A 14,094-nucleotide genomic window follows, 5' to 3' on the forward strand; every position below is an offset into this window, starting at 1 on the left:
TGCGCTCCACACGCGGGCTCCGGGAAAAATCAAAGAAAATGGGCTGGACAATTCTTCTCATCTCGGTTGCCGTTATCGTTGCGATTCTGCTGCTCAGGAACCTCGGCCAGATCTCTCCGCGCGCCGCGCACACTCATCTGCAACAGGGCGCTCTCGTTGTTGACGTGCGCACCAACGCCGAGTTTCAGGCTCGTCACTTGCCCAACGCGCTCCACATCCCGCTCGATGAAATCGAATCGCTTGCGGGTCGCCGGATCAAAGACAAGGACCAGATCCTGCTGCTGCATTGCGAGACCGGCCGCCGCAGCGCAGTTGCGAGCCGCAAGTTCGGCCAGCTGGGCTACACACGCGTCTTCAATCTCGGCTCGTACACGCGCGCGGCCCGCATCGTCGGCAATAGATGAACGCCGGCCAAGGCAGTCCTCAGCCGAATCACGCCCGCTTTCGCCTGCGCCTCGCAACCGAAGACGACCTCCCCTCCCTTCACACGCTCATTGAAGCTTCGGTGCGCGTACTGCAGGCAGGCGACTACACGTCCGCGCAAATGGAAAGCGCGCTCGGCACCGTTCTCGGCGTCGACACGCAGCTCATTCGCGACCGCACCTACTTCATCGCCGAAACAAGCGACGCCCCATCACGCTTCGCGGGCTGCGGCGGATGGTCCTACCGCAAGACTCTCTTCGGCGCTGACCGCGGCCCCTACCGCGAACCTGATCTGCTCGATCCGCGCACTGATGCTGCCAAAGTACGCGCTATCTTTGTGCATCCAGACTTCGCCCGACAGGGGCTCGGCTCGCTGATTCTCGCAACTGTAGAAGACGCCGCACGCAAGGACGGCTTCACGCGCTTCGAAATGGGTTCCACGCTCACGGGCGTGCCGCTCTATCGGCTGAAGGGCTATATTGAGGTCGAGCGGATTGCCGTCCCTCTAGGCAACGGCGAAGCGCTGCCCGTTGTGAAGATGATTAAAAGCAGTCCCGTGTAGAGCGGACATCACGCGCCGATATCCCCGAAGGGATCCTCCAGCGATGGGCTCTGCGGTGTCAGGAGCTCGGCTCCGTTCTCCGTCACCAGCAGTTCGTCTTCGATCCGCACGCCGAACTCGCCTTTAATGTAAACGCCAGGCTCATCGCTAAGGGTCATGCCGCTTTTGAGTTGCGGCGCCAGGGCCCAGCCATACATATCGTTTTTCACAAAGTAGGGCCACTCGTGCCCCTCGAGGCCAATGCCGTGGCCCACGCGATGCGTGAAGTAGGCGAAGCCGGGACCATAGCCACCGTCCTCAATCACCTTGCGCGCCGCCGCATCCACATCCGCTGCAAGCACTCCCGGCCGGGCTGCATGTAAGGCCGCCGTCTGCGCCTTCTTCACCAGATCGAAGACAGCAGCCTGCTTCGCCGTCGGCTTGCCCAGCACGAACGTGCGCGTGATGTCGGAGTTGTAACCCTCGACTGTGCAGCCGTCATCAAGCATCAGGATCGAGCCTTCCTTCAGTGTTTGCGGCTGCCTTGATCCATGCGGCAAAGCCGTGAACTCGTCGATGTTCAGGCTGGCATCGCCGCGAAACCCTACGCGGCTGTAGGCGAGATCGACCAACCGCTCCACGTCGCCGTTCGTCATTCCAGGGTGCACCGACTGCGCCACGGCGCGATAGACGAGCAGAGTGGCGCGGCAGGCCAGCCGCATGCATTCAATTTCGTGCGGCTCTTTGATCATGCGGCAGCCGGCGGTCACGGGCGTCGCGCTCACCATATGCGCATGCGGCATGGCCGCGCGAATGCCATCCGCGAAGACGAACTTCATGTTTTCGTCGAGGCCGATCGTTCCTGACCCGAGGCGGCGCTGAGTGAGCACGCGGGCAATTCCTTCGTAGGGACTCTGGTCTTCCTGCCACGTCAGCACGTCCGCATTGGGCGTGAGCGGGCCGCCGTTCAGCATTTCCCGCGCGCGCCCCTCTTCAAACGCGGGACACACCACAAATGCGTCCGACTTCGCAGGAATCACCAGCGCCCACAGCCGCTCGCCGCCGCCGAGCCGCATATTCGCGAAGTACACCGAAGACATGGTTGAGTTCGCCAGCACGATCGCATCGATCTTGTTTTCGAGCATCAGCCCACGCGCCCGCTCGATCCGCGCCTGCCGCTCGGCATTGGTGAACGGCCGCGCCTGGCCGGAGAGATTCGGGAGTGCCGAGATCGCCTGCGGTATCAGCCGCGCCTGCATGGCCTCGGATTGCGCAAACGAAACAGAGACACCCGCAGTTGCTGCAGCGCTGGCGGCTAGAAATCCGCGTCGAGATAGCAAACCACTCTTGGACATGATCTACAGCATACTGGTTGCATGGTCGAGTCTCGTCACCGTTCAAACACGCCTTTGAACACCGGGTTGTTAGACTCGAGTTTCAACGAGGCGTTGCGATCGCAAAGTGAATGCCGAGTTCCGTAGGGACGATCGAACGCTACCCTATAGAGGCGCATGCCTACTTGACACTCGAAACGGGCGTCACCTCGATGTAGTCGAATGCCGCGGGATCCTTAGCGTCCGCGACTCCCTCGAGCTCGATCCGATCGCCCGGCTTCAGCTCCAAGCCGCGCATCACGTAGCGAGTGGTGTTATCCCCATGGAGCGTGCGTGAGGGCAGCTTCGCATCCGCCACCCACTTCGCTTCTTCCTTCCCGTTAACGCTGAAGGCAAACTTCGCATCGCCGCCCTGCAGGTCAAAGTACTGCACCACTACATCGAAGCGGCCGGCCTTTTCCTCGTACCTCCATTCAGCGGAGCAGTTAGTTTCGGCGCAACTCACCGCCTTTCCACCTGACGCATCCTCCCACGGCTGCACACCAACTACCTTGTACCCCGTCAGCTTCGCGTTTTCGGCTTCGTAACGGCCCGGGTAATGCCCGGCTCTTCCCTTCTCATCCGGAATCCCGCTCAGTTTGAGGAAGTACTGCACGATTGCGTCGCGCCACACAAACGCGTGTCCCGCCTGGTACTCCAGACGCTTGTGCATCTCGTTGTAAATCTGCGGATCGATCTTGCCCTCAAGCGTCTTCCACTCCTGCCCCAGCCGCGCGGCTTCCTCCGCGCCCTGGTAGTGGCTGTCGTAGATGTACTGGATCACGGTCTTTCCGTCGAGCAGCTTCCACGTATACGGCACGTGATGAAAGAACGTCAGTAGCTCATCGGGTGTGGTCTTCGCATCCTCGTACTTCCTGGCCAGTTCCGGGGGATACTGCCCGGCATAGCCCGTTCCAGTCGCGACGCTGCGATCCATACCCACAGCCTCGTGATCTGCTCGATGCCACTGGCCCCAGCCGTTGTTCTCGCTTGCCTCGATATTCGGGCCGTAGTGCGACCCCGTGATGTCGGTCAGCGTCTGCATGCCGAGCGGTCCCGTGTAGTGCAGATACGCCGGCCAGCTTTGCATCAGCATCGCCGTCACCGTCCTCACTACTTCGGGATCGTTGCCCAGCGTCTGCCGTGTCCACTCCTCGGCGATCTGCTCCACCGTCAGATTCGGCTCCCACGCCAACCGTCCGAAGGCGTACAGATTCGCGAGCGCCAGCGGCGATCCCAACCATCCGTTCTGCCCCACACTTGCAACACCGACCATTCCGCCGAGCGGCCTGTCGAACGTCTTGCCCGCGATGATTTCCTTGACTGGCGTGGTGCGATTCTGGGCGCGCAGATCGAAGTCCAAAACCCACTTCCACATGGGCGCGATGTAAACGAGATGGCGCTGTTGACCGAGGTACTCCTGGGTGATCTGCAACTCCATTGCCTGGTTCGTCTTCTCCAGTCCCGCAAACAGGGGACTCACCGGCTCCTGCGTCTGGAAGTCGATTGGTCCCTCTTTGACCTGCACAATCACATTCGGCGCAAACTTGCCGTCCAGCGGATGGAAGATGTCATAGGCCGCTCGTGCTCGATCCGCCTTCGCGTCGTTCCAATCGAGATGGTGGTTGTAGACAAACGCACGATACAGCACCACCCCGCCATGCGGAGCCAGAGCATTGGCCAGCACATTCGCCGCATCCGCGGGAGTGCGCCCGTAACTCGCCGGCCCCGGCTGCCCCTCGCTATCGGCCTTGACCGTGAACCCGGCGAGATCGGGAATCGCCGCATACACCTCATCGACCTTTCTCTTCCACCACCCGATCACTTCGGGATCAACGGGGTCATAGGTCTTCAATCCGCCAATCTTCTGCGGGCTGGCAATGTCCACGCTCAGCCCCACGCGCACGCCCCACGGTCGCATTGCATCCGCGATCCGCGCCACCTCCTTCAGCATCTGGGGCTCGAGAAACACCGCGGCATTGTTCACATTGTTGATGTTGCATCCATTGATGCCGACCGAAGCCAGCAGCCGCGCGTATTCCGATACTGGCTTCAGGTCCGCGCGCACATGGCCGCCATCGAAGAAGATCGACCGGCCGGCGTAGCCGCGCTCCACTGAGCCATCCGCGTTGTCCCATTCGTCTACCCAGCGGATGGGCATGGCGGGGGATTCGGCCAGACTCATCGAACGAAGATCCCGGTGCATGGCGGCAGATCGAAGCAGGTCGAAAGCGCCGTAAAGCGCGCCCCGGGAATCAGAACCTGCTATTGCAATAAGCCGGTTGCCTTGCTGGATAGATGAGCCGAGCCAGAACCCATCGGCAACTAGATGATCGGGGAGCCGAAGTGCAGGATAGGCATTGCGAAGTTCTTCGAGCGTGCCTACTACTATCTGCGCTTTCTTCTGCGAATCGGCTCCAGAAGCTAATGCGATGCCAGATGCACCACGTTCTAACTCATCCGCAGCCCTCTGCTCGAGAGGGTCTGGACCGAGAGCGCGGACACGCGCATCGACCGGGTCATGTGCACCTCGCCCCCTGATCCAGGCTTGATCCGCGGTCTGCGCCCACGCCACCTCGGTGCTCATCGCCATAGCTAGGAGAGCCCCAACAAAACCGATTTTCTTACCGACCCCGCGATGCCCCGACACCCGTCCATTGCGCATGGCTACGTTGTATCACGCGGCGCTTACGGGCTCGCCGACCGGGTGGGAGGCCGCGCCGGCTAGGCAGTCGTCCAGTCAAGGATGACTTTTCCGGTTTGGCCGGACATCATCGCTTCGAATCCCTTCTCGAATTCGGTGTGGTCGAAGCGGTGGGTGATGACGGGGGCGATGTCTACGCCGGACTCCAGCATTACGGACATCTTGTACCAGGTCTCGTACATTTCGCGGCCATAGATGCCCTTGATGGTGATCATGTTGAAGATCACCTGGCGCCAGTCCATCTCGGACGGCTTGGCCGGGATCCCGAGCAGGGCGATCTTCCCGCCGTGGCACATGTTGGCGATCATGTCGCGCAGCGCGATGGAGCTGCCGGACATCTCGAGGCCCACGTCGAAGCCCTCGGCCATGTGCAACTGTTTCTGGACTTCGGCGAGGGGGGTCTCCTGCGGATTGACGGCGAGGGTTGCGCCCATCTTCCGAGCCAAGTCCAATCGATACTGGTTCATGTCGGTGATGACGACGTGGCGAGCGCCGGCGTGCTTGACGACAGGAATGGACATGATGCCGATGGGGCCAGCGCCGGTGATGAGGACGTCTTCGCCCGTTACGTCGAAGGAGAGGGCGGTGTGCACCGAATTTCCGAAGGGGTCGAAGATGGCCGCCACATCCCGGTCGATGCCGGGGTGATGCCGCCAGATGTTGGCCACCGGAAGCGACACGTACTCGGCGAAGGCGCCGGGCCGGTCGACTCCCAATCCTTGGATCTGCTTGCAGAGATGACGCCGGCCGGCCATGCAGTTGCGACAGTGGCCGCAAGTGACGTGTCCTTCGCCGCTGACGATGTCGCCGGGGTGGAAGTCGTTGACGTTGGAGCCGACCCTGACGATCTCGCCGACGAACTCGTGGCCGATGGCCATGGGGACGGGAATGGTCTTCTGGGCCCATTCATCCCATTGATAAATATGCACATCGGTGCCGCAGATGCCGGTCTTCTGAACCTTGATGAGGACGTCGTTGATCCCGATGGTGGGCTCGGGGATTTCTTCCAGCCAGAGGCCGCGTTCGCTCCTGCTTTTTACCAGTGCTTTCATCGATTTACCTCATAAGGGCAGGGATCAGGGACCAGGCATCAGGGACCAGATCTCTTACGGCCACTCCGGCAATGATTCTCCATGACCCCTTGGAGGTGCAAGGAGCTGTTGGCTCATGGGAGGGAGGGGGGTGGGGGTGGCTCGGGTGAGGGCTGCGGGCCGGTCGCACCAATTCTGGTGCGGTCACGGGCCGGGGGTCCGTCGTCCTACGGGACTTGAGGGGGTTCTGGAATGGGGACCCCCACGTTGAAACGCGGGGCTAACGACCAGTGCGCCTCCGGCGCGGCATTTGTGGTGCGGCTGGAGTGGCGGGCGCGTGCGGGTGGGGGGTTCGACGCGGCGCTGCGGGACGCGCGACGGGGCTGGCGCTGGAACCCCGGACGGGGCTGGACCTGATACCCCTGACGGGTCCATTGCACCGCTCGGACCCGGCCGGGGCTATTCTCGTGCCGCGCCTACGGGGCGTCCAATTTGTGACTTCAAGTTGGGTGGGGGGTGGGGCCGTTTGCGCCGTGCGTCCGCTTTCCGTCGCGCTGCCGGGTTTCTCCCGGGGGCGGGTTCACGGTAACGGGAGTCCAGGGTGGCAGCTTGGGATTGCGCTCACGGGTGTTCGGGAAACTGCGGGAGACCGTGCGGGTGCGAGCATCGCCGCCATGTCTCCAAAACCGGGAGACATGGGGCACCCCTCGTTAAGTTGATGGAGGACGTGGGCCACCCGGCCGCCCGCTCATCGCGATGATGCCGCGATGAACGGGGCACAGCTCCGGCCTTCCTCACGATCAGGGCTGAACCAACGACCGGGCCACCTGCCCGGCAGGTCAGGAGCAGCTGTTGCGCAGGTAGGGCGCTCCGTCGACCACGGTATCGATGCAGGGGATGGCGCTCAGGTACTCGTAGACAGCGCGCAGATCGTGCTCGGTCATGTTCTGCTGGACGGGCCAGGGCATGACCTGGAGGAGGTCTGCATTGAAGGGAGCCGGCAGGCAGGTCCCGTCGGGCGCTCCCGTGCAGGCGGGATGGACGTGGTCGTAGTCCTTGCCGGTGCGCATGATGGTGAGGAACTCCCGGAAGGTGTGGCCTCCTTCGGGAAGGCCGGTGTTATCGGGGGTCAGGTTGCGGGAATAGAGGTGGTTGAGCGTGAATACGGGGCCGAAATCGCGGCCTCCACCCAGATAGGTTTGGGGGTTGATCTGCTGGGTGCCCTGGTAAGGACCCTTGGGGGGCGAGAGGAGGTAGGGGTTTCCGGTGGGGAGGTACTCGGTTTGCGGGCCGCGGCTGTGGCAGCCGTTGCAGTCGGCCTGGGCGTTGACGATGTAGCTTCCAAGACCTACCAGTTCCCTGTTTTTGTGTTCCAGGTTGAGCGGTACGGGCGCGATGGCGAAGCCGATTTTGATCTTGGACTGTTCCCGTTCATGTTCGGATTCCTGCTCAGCCTGTACGCGCGGTGCTCTGAGTGAGGATGCGCAGAAGAGGATGACCAGGACGGCGGCGGCGATGGCGAGCGCCCTTAAGAACAGCCGGGCGCCGAGGGGTTTGGAGGGGCCGGAAAGCAGACGGGGAATATGCATGGAGTCTCCTTGGCGATTGAATTGAAGCCGGGAAGAAAGGGCCTAGGGGACGGTCATGGAGTCAAGGCAAGGTGATTGATGCAGTGCAGCAAAGAGGAACAGATGGCCCGGATGGTAGGAGGCGGACGCCCTGGATGTCAACGGAAGTTTTTGGCACCTGCGGTGCGGCCAACTGGCGCTGCGCGCCGAGGCAGGTTGGAGAACGCTGAGGACCGTGCGGGTGCTTCAAGTTGGGTGGGGGTGGGGCCGTTTGCGCCGTGCGTCCGCTTTCCGTCGCGGTGACGGGTTTCTCCGGGAGCGGGTTCGCGGTAACGGGAGTCCAGGGTGGCAGTTTGGGATTGCGGTCACGGGTGTCAAGGGAAACTGCGGGAGACCGTGTGGCGCGATCATCGCTCCCATGTCTCCAGAACCGGGAGACAGGGGGCACCCCTGTTTGCTATTTCGCGGGATTGAGACCTGGCACCCGCCCCGCATGACTCCGAGTTAACTCGAGGGAGTAACTCAGTTATAGATAAGGTTCATCGCTCAAGCTGACGCTACAACAACTGTGACAGGATTCAAGAGAGATGTGATACGCATTACTTACCCTACAACATCCATGGAGAACACACATGAAGCTCGGGTCGGCGATCAGTTGCTCTTTGCTGTTGTGTGCACTTACCTCTGCGGGCGCACAAAACACGCCCACGACATCCACAAATGCTAAGACGGCGGAGACTACAATCTCAGTGCCGGGCGGAGCAGGCGCTACGGTTACATCTTCGGGAACCGCTGGTGCCGGTCCGATTATTGGTTTCCAAGTCTCACAATTGGACAACTACTTCATCTCATCGTTTTTCACTATCTCCCCACCACAGAGCGTCTCTGGACAATTGCCCACAGGAACTCAGACAGTTTCGGCTGATCAAGGAAACTTCGGTGCATTTCTTCTTACTCCGCCGGGTCAAGGAACATCATATTCCTTTGCTGGCAACAGGATGTTTGGCTTTCAATCAATGAAAGCTAAAGGATGCATCTCCGCCCAAACAAAATCGACCACGGCCAAAGCGGCAGCAGTAGCAGCTGGAAATACTACCGGGGATCTCGTAGAGAGCGGCTGTGCAATCTATGTTGGGTTCGGCGGCCGCGGTGGTGTCACGAATACGACCTGGGTTGGTCAGGTCACAGGCGGCAATAATCAGTCCAAGTCGGGAACGGTCGCATTTATTACGTTCCCAGAGCTCGTTGTTACGTCGAAAACATATGTATCTCCAATCAGTAGTTCGGCCGCCGGAGCAGCAAATCAGAATAATCAATACCAATTCGGCGTAAGCTTCGGCCCCTCATGGCGCTTTATCGGCGGAGATCTCGCTCAAGGACAATCGACCTCCACGACCCCCACCTTCCGAAGTCAAATGTTGGGAACCGATAAGACGAGTTTCTTCAGTCCTGAAGTGACCTTTTTCGTGAAGATGAACGAGTTCAAGCCCTATTTCAGATTTTCACACTTCTCTCAACCAAAAGCCGACCAACCCATCCCGGGCTTCACAGGTTCCCAATTTGTTTTTGGTGTTGACGTTACGTCAGCCATCTTTCAGACGAAGCCCGGCTCATAGGGTGGGGAGCGAGACTGCTGACTCGAAGCACAGCGCAGGCGGACTGGCTAAGACCACCTTGCTGACTGTGTGAGAGGTATTTTTGCCTCACATGGATTTTCTTGATTTGTGGTGACCGGCGCTGGATTTTGCGGACGCGACCATCCTTCGCCGGCACCGAAATTTGAGTGCCTTCGACTACGCTCAGGGCGGACACCACCCACGACGCGGTTCCTCATGGAGAACGGGCCAACGGCGCATCGCGCCGAGATGTGCACTTCCAGCTCGATGAGCTTGGCTTTGCTCGACGCTGGAGTCTCCATCAGATATAAAGAGTCAAGTTGAATCGAGATTTCTGAAGGGCGGAGACAAAGAATGGCTTACGACGAGGAATACGACTTGATTGAAGCCGAAGATGAAAGCGAGTCCGACCTCCGGGCGGTAGACTTGGCGCGCCTGAATGAGACGAGCGTTAGTTCGGCGGACTGGACCGTTGAAACCATCCTTTCGCAGCTCTCCAAGGGGAATATCGATCTCGGTCCCGTATTTCAGAGGCGAGACGCTTGGGATGCGAAGCGAAAGAGTCGTTTCGTCGAGTCTCTAATCATGCAGCTTCCTATTCCACAACTTGTTCTCGCGGAACACCCGAGCAAACGCGGGGCATTCATCGTCATCGATGGCAAACAACGGCTTGTGAGTCTCCAGAGGTTTTCTGAAGATCCGGAGTTCGCTCTTGAAAAGCTAGAGTTCAAAACAGAACTAAACAGACTTCATTACGCTGATCTCGAGACAGACCCCAGATTTTCAGAGGATCTGAGACTTTTCCAGAATGCCACGATCCGTACAACCGTAATTCGCGGATGGAAAAATGAAGCAGTTCTTTACCTCATTTTTTTGAGGCTGAACACTGGAAGTCTACCGCTTTCGCCTCAAGAGCTACGGACCGCCCTCCACCCAGGTCCATTCGTATCATTTATCAACACGACCTCGGTCGAGTTGCGGCCCCTTCAGCGAGCTCTTTCGCTCGACGGCCCAGATTTCCGCATGAGAGATGCTGAATTGCTGGTCAGATATTACGCGTTCACGCATTTCCTGCAGTTCTACAGGGGTAATCTGAAAGATTTCTTAGACTACACCTGTCTCCGAATGAATGAAGGATGGCGCGAAATGGAGACCACCGTGAGATACGGGGTGGAATGGCTCAGCGACGCCATTGACACGACCTTCGCGGTCTTCGGATCAGAGCATGCGTTCCGCAAGTGGGATGGTCGGCACTTCGAAACAAGGTTCAATCGCGCGATTTTTGACATCATGGTCTTTTATTTTAGGGACGCGCGGGTAAGGGCCGCTGCTATTGAAGCCGCTCCCGACGTTGTTGATGGATTCAAGGATCTATGCACAAACGTCGAATTTCTTAGGAGCGTTGAATCAACCACAAAAAGTTTGGCTGCGACCCAGTTACGCCTGAACCGGTGGGGAGACCGTTTATCGACGATACTTCACATCCCCGTTGAGACTCCCAATGTAGGCGGGAGATAGAAGATGTCATCCCGGCGGTTTAAGCAGCTCGAAAAGCGTCTTGGAGAACTCCGTACGCATTTCTTACCCTCCGCCTTTGACCCGCTCGGTATCTACTCACCAAGCGTGCACGATCTCACGCGTGGCTACCAAGTTTTGGCGCACGCAGAAATAGAAGCGTTCATCGAAGACCGTACCTCGGAAGTAGTGGCACGAGCTCAAGCCGCTTTCCGAAATCGTGGACGTTGTGGTGAAGTGCTGACAGCCATTTTGGCGTTTCACTACGTTGAGCAGCCGCCGGTTGGAGAGAAGACAGCGGAAAAGATATTCAACAACAATCAGGATCACCCGCGTGCTGCAGTCGAGCTCTCATGTAGACGCTATTTGAACGAAGTGAAGGGAAATAACGGTATCAAGCAGAAGGACGTTTTGAACCTATTTCTCCCCATAGGATTGAAGCCGACAAGGATCAATGCCGCCTGGCTCCGCTTGGTCGATGCATTTGGCGCGGCCCGAGGTCTGATTGCTCATGCCGCCTTGGCCGTGCAGAGGCAACCCGACCCCAAGACTGTGTTCGAGGAGGTGGAGAGGATCAAAGCTGACCTGCGCACGCTTGACGAGGATATGGCAAAGTTGCGCTGAGGATGGGGAAGTTGAAGGAAAGTCCGATGAGTTCCACTACCCTCGAATGTTCCGATGATGCGCCGCCGCTGCAATCTAAGTCTCGTCACCGTTCGGCAGGGCCGCGACTCTCGGTTCGTTCGAGGACAGAGATGTCATTACTTCAGTTGGTGACAGGGTTATGGGTAGATGCGGTGGAGGGTGCGGGCGAAGGGGATGGTTTCGCGCACGTGATCTAAGCCGCAGATCCACGCTACTACTCTTTCTATGCCCATGCCGAAGCCGCTGTGGGGGACGCTGCCGTAGCGCCTTAAGTCCAGATACCACTGGAAGGACTCCAGCGGGAGGTCGTGGGACTCGATGCGGCTTTTGAGTAACTCGTAGCTGGCTACGCGCTGGGAGCCTCCGATTACCTCTCCATAACCCTCGGGGGCGAGGACGTCTACGCAGAGGGCGTAGGTGGGGTCCTGGGGGTCGGGCTCCATGTAGAAGGCTTTGACGGCGGCGGGGTAGCGGTGGACCATGACCGGCTTCTCGAACTGCTGGGTGAGCCAGGTCTCGTCGGGGGAGCCGAAGTCGTTGCCGTATTCGAAGGGGTTCTCGAGGTGTCCGTCGGCGTGGGCCTGCTGGAGCATTTTGGCGGCTTCGTCGTAGCGGAGGCGGGGGAACGGGGGGGTGATGGCTTCGAGCCTGGCGATGTCGCGGCCGATGACCTCTAACTCGCTGCGGCGGTTTTTGAGGACGGACTGGACGATGTGGGAGATGTAGTTTTCGGCGAGGGTCATGAGGCCGTCGAGGTCCATGAAAGCGACTTCGGGCTCGACCATCCAGAACTCGGTGAGGTGGCGGCGTGTTTTGGATTTTTCGGCGCGGAAGGTGGGGCCGAAGGAGTAGACCTTGCCGAGGGCGAGGGCGGTGGACTCGATGTAGAGCTGGCCGGACTGGGTGAGGAAGGCGGGGTCGCCGAAGTAGTCGACGGGGAAGAGGGTGGAGGTGCCTTCGCAGGCGGCGGGGGTGAGGATGGGCGGGTCGGTGCGGACGAAGCCGTTGGAGTCGAAGTACTCGGCGGCGGCGCGCATGATTTCGGCGCGGATGCGGAGGATGGCGGACTGGCGGGGGGAGCGGATCCAGAGGTGGCGGCGCTCCATGAGGAAGTCGACGCCGTGCTCCTTGGGGGTGATGGGGTAGGGGTCGGACTCGGGGACGCGCTGGATGACCTGGACGTTTTCGATGTCGAGCTCGTAGCCGCCGGGGGCGCGCTTGTCGGCACGGACCTTGCCGGTGACGATGACGGAGCTTTCCTGGGTGAGGTTCTTGAGGGTGTCGAAGACTTCAGGGGAGACGGATTTGACGTGGGCTACGCCCTGCACGGTGCCGGTGCCGTCGCGGAAGATGGGGAAGATGAGCTTGCCGGATTCGCGGGAGTTGTAGAGCCAGCCGTGGAGGGTGACGGATTGTCCGTCGTATTGGCCTAGAGTGCTGATTGTTGCGGCGGCGGGCACCTGCGGTGCGGCCAACTGCTCGCTATTCGCTCGCTCTGGCGTTTGCGGTGAGGCTGATGATTCGGGAGTTTGCGGCGCGGCGGGTGTTTGTTCGGACATGTTGGTGGTCTTCCCCTGTGACTAATCAGGATAACGCTTGTGTCCGCCGCCCCTAACGGGGCTTGTGGGTGTTGTTGGCGGGCTTTCCCCACGCTGAAGCGCGGGGCTAACGAACGCTGCGCCTCCGGCGCGATTTTGCGAGTGGTTGGAGTTCGTGGTCTCCCACATCTCCGGACGATGGAGCTGTCCGGAGATATGGGGCACCCCGGCTGCGCTCAGAATGACAAAGCAATGGTTGGGGAGGTGGCTGCATCCTGCGGTGGTGGTTTATCGTCCTATGCGTATGGCCAACGAGACTTGCGTCACTGCTCCGATTCCTGCGAATGTTCCCCGTCCTGCGCCGGAGGCCGAGGATATTTATCGCCGGTGGATTACGTTTCTGGACGAGGAGTTCACGAAGCACTGCGCGCCGGAGCGGCGGTCGGAGATTGTACGCGACCAGCTGACGCAGTTGTATCTGGGGCGTCCGCATGGGGGGAAGCTGAACCTGACGCTGACGAGCGAGCTTCCGGGGAATGTGCTGTCGATGAGCTTGGATCCGGCGAATGTGACGATGGAGGCCGAGCATTTTGCGGATGTCGACAAGGATCGGTTTGCAAGGCGGAAGCCGCTGATCTGGTTCTGGCAGATGTTTGACCGGTCGCCGATTGGGCTGAACCACTGGCTGGGGATCCGGTTCCGGTGCATGCTGAGCCGGCACATCTTTCAGAAGGTGGGCAATGGGGTGAAGATTTTCCACGGCGTGGAGTTTGCGTATGGGTACAACATCACGGTGGAGGATGGGGCGGTGATTCGGCAGGGTGCGATGCTGGCGGATCGCGGCGGGATTACGGTGGGGAAGAACGCGGTGATCGGGTCGTATGCGCGGATTTTGTCGTATAGCCGGTCGGCGGACAGCTTTGAGCAGGTGACGATTCAGCCGACGGTGATTGGCGATGGGGCGATGATCGGCTCGCATGCGATTGTGAAAGGCGGATCGAAGATCGGAGCGCACGAGGTTGTGGGTGAGTATCCGGTGCTGAGGAACTGATAGAGGCAGGGAGTAGGGAATAGGGAGTAGGGAGTAGAGGGCCCGCTGGGATGCCGGTGGGCCTTGGTGTTTGGTGGGTGCGTGCTACT

At 59.9% G+C, this 14,094-nt stretch carries 11 protein-coding genes; 6 read left to right on the forward strand and 5 right to left on the reverse strand.

Going from position 1 to position 14,094, the window contains the following annotated elements; genetic code table 11:
* Positions 1-38 precede the first annotated feature (38 nt).
* Together MOP44_RS08470 and MOP44_RS08475 are read left to right on the forward strand one after the other, a co-directional pair.
* Positions 39-404 (forward strand): rhodanese-like domain-containing protein, encoded by a 366-nt coding sequence (locus MOP44_RS08470; protein ID WP_260795595.1) that lies wholly within the window; start codon positions 39-41, stop codon positions 402-404.
* The gene (locus MOP44_RS08475) at positions 401-985 is read left to right on the forward strand and encodes a GNAT family N-acetyltransferase (RefSeq protein WP_260795596.1); all 585 of its coding nucleotides are present in this window, start codon (positions 401-403) and stop codon (positions 983-985) included. The genes MOP44_RS08470 and MOP44_RS08475 overlap by 4 nt, the downstream gene beginning before the upstream one ends.
* 8 nt (positions 986-993) lie before the next feature.
* Here the strand turns inward: MOP44_RS08475 and MOP44_RS08480 are convergent, their stop codons facing one another.
* From MOP44_RS08480 to MOP44_RS08495, 4 genes are all read right to left on the reverse strand, one after another.
* The gene (locus MOP44_RS08480; RefSeq protein WP_260795597.1) at positions 994-2,319 is read right to left on the reverse strand and encodes a M24 family metallopeptidase; all 1,326 of its coding nucleotides are present in this window, start codon (positions 2,317-2,319) and stop codon (positions 994-996) included.
* Positions 2,320-2,479: 160 nt separating this feature from the next.
* A complete protein-coding gene (locus MOP44_RS08485; protein ID WP_260795598.1) occupies positions 2,480-5,002 on the reverse strand; it encodes an alpha-glucuronidase family glycosyl hydrolase in 2,523 nt (840 codons plus the stop codon).
* A gap of 59 nt (positions 5,003-5,061) precedes the next feature.
* Positions 5,062-6,093, reverse strand: a complete 1,032-nt coding sequence (gene tdh / locus MOP44_RS08490; RefSeq protein WP_260795599.1) for an L-threonine 3-dehydrogenase — start codon at positions 6,091-6,093, stop codon at positions 5,062-5,064.
* Between the two features lie 818 nt (positions 6,094-6,911).
* On the reverse strand, positions 6,912-7,661 hold the full coding sequence (locus MOP44_RS08495) for a hypothetical protein (RefSeq protein ID WP_260795600.1): 750 nt from the start codon (positions 7,659-7,661) through the stop codon (positions 6,912-6,914).
* Positions 7,662-8,272: 611 nt separating this feature from the next.
* Between MOP44_RS08495 and MOP44_RS08500 the strand changes: the two genes are divergently transcribed.
* The 3 genes from MOP44_RS08500 to MOP44_RS08510 all read left to right on the forward strand — a co-directional run bounded on the left by MOP44_RS08500 (position 8,273) and on the right by MOP44_RS08510 (position 11,395).
* Positions 8,273-9,256, forward strand: a complete 984-nt coding sequence (locus MOP44_RS08500; RefSeq protein ID WP_260795601.1) for a hypothetical protein — start codon at positions 8,273-8,275, stop codon at positions 9,254-9,256.
* Between the two features lie 354 nt (positions 9,257-9,610).
* A complete protein-coding gene (locus tag MOP44_RS08505) occupies positions 9,611-10,774 on the forward strand; it encodes a DUF262 domain-containing protein (protein ID WP_260795602.1) in 1,164 nt (387 codons plus the stop codon).
* A 3-nt stretch (positions 10,775-10,777) separates the two neighbouring features.
* Positions 10,778-11,395 (forward strand): hypothetical protein, encoded by a 618-nt coding sequence (locus MOP44_RS08510; RefSeq protein WP_260795603.1) that lies wholly within the window; start codon positions 10,778-10,780, stop codon positions 11,393-11,395.
* A gap of 158 nt (positions 11,396-11,553) precedes the next feature.
* On the opposite strand, the gene asnS is transcribed toward MOP44_RS08510, so the two are convergent.
* Positions 11,554-12,975, reverse strand: coding sequence for an asparagine--tRNA ligase (asnS, locus tag MOP44_RS08515; RefSeq protein WP_260795604.1), 1,422 nt, complete (start codon positions 12,973-12,975; stop codon positions 11,554-11,556).
* A 283-nt stretch (positions 12,976-13,258) separates the two neighbouring features.
* On the opposite strand from asnS, the gene MOP44_RS08520 reads away from it, so the two are divergent.
* Positions 13,259-14,005, forward strand: coding sequence for an acyltransferase (locus tag MOP44_RS08520; protein WP_260795605.1), 747 nt, complete (start codon positions 13,259-13,261; stop codon positions 14,003-14,005).
* The last annotated feature ends 89 nt before the right edge of the window (positions 14,006-14,094 follow it).

Origin of the sequence: Occallatibacter riparius (assembly GCF_025264625.1) — a bacterium.
Lineage (GTDB): Bacteria > Acidobacteriota > Terriglobia > Terriglobales > Acidobacteriaceae > Telmatobacter > Telmatobacter riparius.